Below are 1,916 nucleotides of genomic sequence, written 5' to 3'. Positions count from 1 at the left end.
CTCGGGTGACCAGCCTTGGGCGAGGCGATCAAGGATTGTCTCGCGCAAGGCATCGTCGCGCTCCAGCCTGGTCCCTGACCACGCCGGGCATTTGCCTGCGCTTGCGCGTAGGCAGGTTGGTAGCCGACCTTGGAACCGGCATTGCGCTTCAACTCCCGCGCGATGGTCGACGGCTGGCGATCCAGAGTTGCAGCGATTTTGCGGATCGATTGCCCGGCTTCGCGAAGCCGGGCAATCGAACATCGCTCCTCAATCGATAACTGGCTGTAGTTCGACATGGCAGCACCTGTGTGAGGTGTTGCACTTCGTTTGTGAACTCACAGGGGTCCATGAGCCTCAACCTCTCAGTGACGCCCAACCGTTGAGCCAATGGATGCCGGGTCAAGCCCGGCATGACGGCAGGGGGGGGTGGGAAGGCGACTGACGGCTTCGCGCAGCAACAAGTCCATAAGCTGACATAGCATCCCCGTGCAGAACCTAGATTGCGGTGCAAAGCATTGTCGTTCATGTTCCATGAATGACCGGGGATTCCACATTTCAAAATTTCCTCACGCAGACGATGGGTGAGTTTGGCACCGTCCCTAAGCGTGGGCTGATCTACGTCTCAATGGCAGGCGCGCTATCGGCTATCACCGACCTAGTTCATTGGGGTACAGACACTAAATTCTCCGATTTGGATTATGCCCTTCTCGGCGTCGTCATATTGCCTTGGCTCGCAGCGGCATATGTTACGACCATGACAATGGTTGAAAAGCGATCAACCGTGGTGGGCTTCCTCAAGTTTACAGCCATTACCATTCTGACCTTCATGCCGATATTATCGAGCTTGACTGTTCTAGTTTACGCGTCTCGTGCAGGTCTGCACGATGGCTTGACCATTTCGACCGTCATCGCGTTGCTTCTTATCGGCTTACTGTTTTTAGCGTTCCTGCCCGCTTGGCCGATAGCGCAGGCGATTTCGACACACTTCGTAAGTCCGATGCAAATCGTAAAGGCAACGAAGGGCTATCGCTGGTCACTGATATTAGTGTTCTTTGCGGCTAGTGGCGTGAACAAACTTGTGCCTGATATGTCGTCCGCTACGAACGCCGGAGAAGCGATTGCTCTAGCCTTCTGCGGTACCGTCGTGGCCGCTGCAACGCTGGTTCTGACCGCTAGTATCGCCGTCACGGCATGGAAGTTTGCGGTACGACGGGACGCCACCCTTGACCAATAGTGAGCGTCAAGTCTGAGAGCTTTACAGCACGCGGTAAACGTCAACTATTACTTCTCATCACACATCGCTGTCCTACCGGCACATGCGCGGCTATACTCTCCCCGCGTCCCGTACACGCCGCGCCCCGACTTTCCGATAGGATCAAGGCCGCGTAATTTTATGTCGAAATCTGCGGGAAATGTGCGAAGCTAAGGGCGACGTATGAGGGGAGCCTGAGACGCATGAGTTGGACACGCCGCAAGTCGATCGAAGCGATGGACTCCGACGGGGGGACCAGCATCGCCTGGCCCGCACCCTGTCCTGGCCGCATCTGCTGGCGCTGGGCGTCGCGCGATCGTCGGCACCGGCATTCTGACGCTGATCGGCGTCGGCGCGGATCGTGCCGGGGCCTGCCGTCCTCCTCTCCTTCGCCATAGCCGGCGCGATCTGCGCCTGCGCCGCGCTCGCCTATGCCGAACTCTCGACCATGATGCCCGCCGCGGGCAGCGCCTATAGCTACTCCTATGTGGCACTGGGCGAAGGCATCGCCTGGATCGTGGGATGGAGCCTTATCCTGGAATATACCTCGTCGTCTCCACCGTCGCGGTCGGCTGGTCGGGCTATGCCGCGCCGCTGCTGACCCGGGGATCGGGTTTTTCCCTGAACTGCTGACGCAAGGCCCCGGAACTGGGGCGCCTCGTCAACCTGCCCGCCATCTTCA

The 1,916-nt window shown here is 58.7% G+C and carries 1 protein-coding gene and 2 pseudogenes; 2 read left to right on the top strand and 1 reads right to left on the bottom strand.

The genetic code is table 11. The features are described 5' to 3' along the window. Positions 1-278, bottom strand: a pseudogene (locus tag BF95_RS27115) (transposase); the annotation flags it as partial. A 239-nt stretch (positions 279-517) separates the two neighbouring features. Between BF95_RS27115 and BF95_RS25180 the strand changes: the two are divergent. Beyond that, positions 518-1,216: a hypothetical protein gene (locus BF95_RS25180; RefSeq protein WP_043155580.1), complete on the top strand. Its 699-nt coding sequence runs from the start codon at positions 518-520 to the stop codon at positions 1,214-1,216. 221 nt (positions 1,217-1,437) lie between these two features. Next, positions 1,438-1,916, top strand: a pseudogene (locus BF95_RS27110) (amino acid permease); the annotation flags it as partial.

Source organism: Sphingobium sp. Ant17, assembly GCF_000588875.1.
GTDB lineage: Bacteria > Pseudomonadota > Alphaproteobacteria > Sphingomonadales > Sphingomonadaceae > Sphingobium.
The sequence above is the reverse complement of the archived record's forward strand: the minus strand, read 5'-3'. Positions and strand labels throughout refer to the sequence as shown.